This window comes from Clostridioides sp. ZZV15-6383, assembly GCF_020657735.1.
Lineage (GTDB): Bacteria > Bacillota > Clostridia > Peptostreptococcales > Peptostreptococcaceae > Clostridioides > Clostridioides difficile_D.
Window position 1 is genome coordinate 1 of the sequence record NZ_JAGWCV010000135.1, and the last position, 555, is coordinate 555.

Genomic DNA, 555 nt, shown 5'->3' on the forward strand with positions numbered 1-555 from the left:
GGTTGATAGGTCGAAGGTGTAAGTGCAGCAATGTATTTAGCTTATCGATACTAATAGGTCGAGGACTTGACCAATATTTATTTGATGTTCATTCATTAAGATATATGTGCAGTTTTTAGAGTGTTAATTCTATGTAAAGTACTAACTTCAATTAGTAACAGTATATATCATAAAAACAATTATTATTTAGTACTTTAAAACTATTGACATTTAAAAATAAAGATGTTAATATAATACTTGTCTTATAAATAGGCAATATGTGGTTATAATAGCAAAGAGGATACACCTGTTCCCATTCCGAACACAGAAGTTAAGCTCTTTAGCGCTGATGGTACTTGGTGGGAAACTGCCTGGGAGAGTAGGACGTAGCCACGTTAAATGTTCCAAGGTAGCTCAACGGTGGAGCAACCGGCTGTTAACCGGTAGGTTGTGGGTTCGAGCCCCACCCTTGGAGCCAAAAAAGCCGAAGTGGCGGAACTGGCAGACGCACAGGACTTAAAATCCTGCGGGACTTACCTCTCGTACCGGTTCGATTCCGGTCTTCGGCACTTATAA

Annotated in this window: 2 tRNA genes and 2 rRNA genes; all 4 read left to right on the forward strand. The window is 39.6% G+C overall.

The features are described from left to right. A 23S ribosomal RNA gene (locus KGF42_RS19115) occupies positions 1-74 on the forward strand; the annotation flags it as partial. Positions 75-258: 184 nt separating this feature from the next. Then, positions 259-375 (forward strand): 5S ribosomal RNA (rrf, locus tag KGF42_RS19120). A 7-nt stretch (positions 376-382) separates the two neighbouring features. Further along, a tRNA-Asn gene (locus tag KGF42_RS19125) sits at positions 383-457 on the forward strand. A 5-nt stretch (positions 458-462) separates the two neighbouring features. Next, positions 463-548 (forward strand) — tRNA-Leu (locus tag KGF42_RS19130). Positions 549-555 lie beyond the last annotated feature (7 nt).